Consider the following 4,916-nt stretch of genomic DNA (forward strand, 5'->3'; position numbering starts at 1 on the left):
GTATTGATGAGCCCCACCTTCTTTTTACAGCGGCCGGTACGCTGGCTGGAAGCGATCTCTCGCCACCGGGGCACCATTAGCGGTGGCCCTGATTTTGCCTACCGGCTGTGTCTTGAGCGTATCCGCGACGAGCAGCTTGAGGCGCTCGACTTATCCAGCTGGCGGGTTGCGTTCTCAGGCGCCGAGCCGGTACGCCACGATACCCTCACTGGCTTTATCGAACGCTTCCGCCCGGCGGGCTTTGCCGCTGACACCGCAGCACCCTGTTATGGCTTGGCCGAAGCGACGCTATTGGTTAGCTGTAATTCGCGCGGTACGGGCGTGGTAGGCACGGCTTTTTCTCAACAGTCGCTGGCCGAGGGAAAGGCTGCCTCAGCGGTTGAAGGCAACACCCTGGTGGGCTGCGGTACACCGGAACCCGGTCACGCTATCGATATTGTCGACCCTGAGGGGCTTCACTCGCTGCCCAGTGGTGAAGTCGGCGAGATCTGGGTCAATGGGCCCAGCGTGGCGCACGGGTATTGGCAGAACCCTGAAGCAACAGCTCAAGCTTTTGTTACCCGCGATGGGGTCAGTTGGCAGCGCACCGATGATGCTGATGCACAGAACCACGACGCCCGCGATGATCGCTGGCTGCGCACTGGCGATCTAGGCTTTCTGCACGAAGGGCAGCTGTATATCGCCGGGCGTATTAAGGACCTGATCATTCTGCGCGGCCATAACGTCTACCCTCAGGATATCGAGAGCGCTATCGAGGCGGAAGTGGAAGCAGTGCGCAAAGGGCGCGTGGCGGCCTTTGCAGTGACCACCCCCGAAGGCGCTGAAGGGATCGGCATTGCGGCAGAGGTCTCCCGCGGCATACAGAAGCTAGTGCCCGCCGAGAAGTTGGTCGAAACGCTAAGCGAGACAGTGGGGAGCACTTGCCATGAGCCGCTTTCGGTAGTGCTACTGCTTAACCCAGGCGGTCTTCCCAAAACCTCCAGCGGTAAATTGCAGCGCAGCACCTGCCGCCAAGGCTGGGAGGCGGGTAGCCTGGATGCCTACGCCATTCACGCCTTTGGGCGTTTTGTCAGCGGTGGTGACGCTGAGGGCGGAGGAAAGTCATCGCAATCTACTGCGGAAGCAGGGAGCGAAACGGAGCAGGCGTTGGCGAAGCTCTGGCACCAGGTGCTGGGGGACGGCAAGGAAAAGCCGTTGGGAAAAGATGCCCACTTCTTTGCTAGCGGGGGTAATTCTCTGGCGGCGGTGCAGTTAGCTTCACGCATTAGCGATTATTGGGCGATTGATTTTTCAGCTAAGTCAGTGTTCGAACACTCCTCTCTGGGCGCTATGGCAAATGAAGTAGAGCGCATAAAAAATGATCATGCCGATTTGGGGCGCTCACCTATCCCTGTATTGTCATATGCGCGTCGTGCCGAGCCACTGCCTCTCTCTCATGATCAGCAACGCCTATGGTTCTTATGGCAACTGGAACCTGAGAGTACGGCTTACCATATCGGTGGTGTTCTGCGTTTATCGGGCCACCTGAATATAGACGCGATGCGTGACGCCTTTGACGGTTTGATAGCGCGGCATGAGTTGCTGCGTACTTCGTTTGACGTTGACAGTGAAGGGGGCCCCAAGCAGTCGATCAGGCCTGATGTTTCCTTCGGTCTGGAGGTCATTGATTTTCGTGGCATGTCTGCTGGTGAGGCTCAGCAGCATGAGGAAGACACGATACGAAGGCTTAATGACGAGCCGTTTGATCTCTCAGAAGGCCCCTTGTTACGGGCTGCGTTGCTGCGATTGAGCGCCGATGTATATGCCTTGATCGTCGTCATGCATCACATCATTTCCGATGGTGTATCTATGCAGCTTATGCTCGATGAGCTGGCAGCTTCTTACCGTGCTCAGATGCGCGGTAAGACTGTTCAGTTGCCTGCCTTGAGCATCCAATACGCTGACTATGCAGTTTGGCAGCGTGAGTGGCTGGCATCCGGAGAAGGGGAACGGCAGCTTGCTTATTGGCAACAACAACTTGGCAGTGAACATCCTACGTTGGATCTGCCTACCGATCACTCCCGGCAGAGGTTGACGGCCAAACGTGCTGGTCAACATGCGTTTTCTCTTCCTAAAGAACTTCTAGTAGGCCTGCGTCGCCTCGCTGAGAGCCAGAATACGAGCCTCTTCACCGTGCTTTTGGCAGGCTTCCAAGGACTGTTACACCGGTATAGCGGGCAGCAAGAGATTCGCGTGGGTGTACCGGTTGCCAACCGACAGCGTCAGGAAATAGAGGGGGTCATCGGGTTTTTTGTTAATACCTTGGTGTTGCGCAATGACATCGATAGTCGCTACTCATTTGAAACGATACTGGCACAGTGTCAAAACGCTGTTATCGGTGCCCTAGCGCACTCAAGCTTACCTTTCGAGCAGCTAGTTGAGGCGCTACAGCCCGCACGTAGTTCGACTCACAACCCTCTTTTCCAGGTCATGTTCAACTATCGGCAAGAGAATCTTACGGCGTTTCAGACATTACCCGACCTGACACTGACTGAGTCAGGGTTTCTACAACAGGATGCTCAGTTTGATTTAACGCTAGAGGTGCGGGATCTCCCTGATGGACAGCTGAAATTTAGCATGGTTTATGCGTCAGAGCTTTTCGAGCCTGAGACCATTCAACGCCTTGCGGGATACTTTGAGACACTACTGCAAAGGTTGCTTACGTCACCAAGGCTGGCACTGGGCGATATCGAGTTGCTTGAAAATTCTGAGCAGCAGCAACTTATTCAATGGGGAGTAAACTCTCAAGGATACTCCGATGCTGCGCCAGTTCATCATTTGATTGAGCAACAAGCTGCGGCAACCCCTGAAACCACGGCGCTTGTATTTGCTGATCAGTCACTCAGTTACGCTGAGCTTAATACCCACGCCAATCATCTAGCGCACTATCTAATCGGCCAGGGAGTGCGCCCCGAAACCCGAGTGGGCATCGCCATGGAGCGCTCCATCGAGATGGTGGTGGGGTTGCTGGCGATTCTCAAGGCGGGCGGTGCCTATGTGCCGCTGGATCCAGAGTATCCCTCGGAGCGGCTGGCGTTCATCGCCGAAGATAGTGGCATCGAGCTGTTGCTGACTCAGCACCACTTGCGTGGCTCATTGCCGGTAGCGGATGGACTCAGCGTTGTTGAGTTAGATCGACTGGATATAGCACATCACGCCTCTTCCAATCCTGCAGTGGTGCTGCACGGCGAGCACCTCGCCTACGTGATTTACACTTCAGGCTCCACCGGTCGGCCCAAGGGCGTCGCCATTCGACATGATGCCTTGACCAACTGCATGATCTGGATGCAGGAGACCTACCAGCTCACCGATACCGATGCCGTACTTCACAAGGCACCGTTCGGGTTCGACGTCTCTGTATGGGAGATTTTCTGGCCGCTAAGTGTCGGGGCACGTTTGGTGATCGCACAGCCGGGTGATCATCGCGATCCTGAGCGTATCATTGAGTTGATACAGAAGCATGGAATTACCACACTGAATTTTGTGCCTTCGATGCTGAAGGCCTTCCTGGCCTTTCCCGATGTTAAAACCAAGACGCGTCTCAAACATATTATGTGCGGTGGCGAGGCTGTTCCAGCGACGTTACAGCAAGATGTGGCTGAGCGACTTGATGGTGCCAATCTGCATGACCTGTATGGCCCAACCGAAACCACGATACATGTCACTCATTGGTGGTGTCGTGATCAAACTCACCGCCAAATTCCCATTGGGCGGCCCATCAGCGGCACCCGCACCTATGTATTAGATGGTGAACTCAACCTAGTACCTCAGGGCATCTCTGGAGAGCTGTATTTGGGTGGGGTAAGTCTGGCCCGGGGGTATCTAAACCGTAGTGATTTAACGGCGGAACGTTTTGTTGCTGATCCGTTTGCGCAGGGCGAACGCCTCTATCGCACGGGGGATCTGGTGCGCTGGCGGGAGGATGGACAGCTCGAATACCTGGGGCGCCTTGATCACCAGGTGAAGATCCACGGCCTACGCATCGAACTGGGCGAGATAGAAGCTGAACTGCTGGCTCAGCCAGAAGTTAGCGAGGCAGTGGTGATCGCCCAAGAAGATCCCAATGGCTCGAAGCTGGTGGCGTACGTGGTTTCCCAAGTAGGCATCGAACTCGACACTAACCCACTACGCGAGCGACTGAGCCAACAGTTGCCGGATTATATGGTGCCGAGAGCGATGGTAGCACTAGATGCGCTGCCGCTGAATGCCAACGGCAAAGTGGATCGCAAAGCGCTGCCCGCGCCGGACTTAATCAGCGGCACGCAGTACGAGCCACCTCAAGGTGAGGTGGAAGATGCACTAGCGGCGATCTGGAGCGAGGTGTTGGGGACAGAACGGATAGGCCGCCATGACAACTTCTTCGAGGTAGGAGGTCACTCGCTTGCAGCGATTCAGATAGCAGCACGTTTCACGCAGCGCTTTGGAGAGGCGTTGCCAGTAAGACTTATTTTTGAACACCCGACGCTGGCGAAAATGGCAACACGAGTCGCGTTACAACAGGTTAATGCCGATGGTGGTCGCGCGAAGCGGCTCTCCACTATGGATCAACTGCTCAACGAGTTGGAGGGGTGAGGCATGGAATTGGACGAAAGAAAAATTGCTCAACGTTTTGCAGAATTACAGGTTGATGCGCAGCGAAGTTTTCTGAATAAGCTGAAAAGTAGTGGCATCGATTTTCATGAGCTTCCTATCGTGCCCGCTAACCGAGCTGAGCAACTTCCGTTGTCATATTCGCAGCGTAGCTTATGGCTGACATGGCAGCTTGATCCGGCAAGCCCGGCTTACAACATGCCAGGTGTGTTTTATTTGCAAGGCCCACTGGATGTTGCTGCATTCGAGTCGAGTGTGAATGACCTTGTGACGCGTCATGAAGTACT

2 protein-coding genes are annotated in these 4,916 nt (G+C 55.2%); both read left to right on the forward strand.

What is annotated here, in order from left to right:
- Positions 1-4,611, forward strand: a 4,611-nt coding sequence (locus ACTH3D_RS12625) for an amino acid adenylation domain-containing protein (protein WP_441667479.1), incomplete at its 5' end; no start/stop codon positions are given.
- Between the two features lie 3 nt (positions 4,612-4,614).
- Positions 4,615-4,916, forward strand: a 302-nt coding sequence (locus ACTH3D_RS12630; protein ID WP_441667481.1) for a condensation domain-containing protein, incomplete at its 3' end; no start/stop codon positions are given.

It is taken from the genome of Halomonas sp. (assembly GCF_052095765.1).
Taxonomy (GTDB): Bacteria; Pseudomonadota; Gammaproteobacteria; order Pseudomonadales; family Halomonadaceae; genus Halomonas.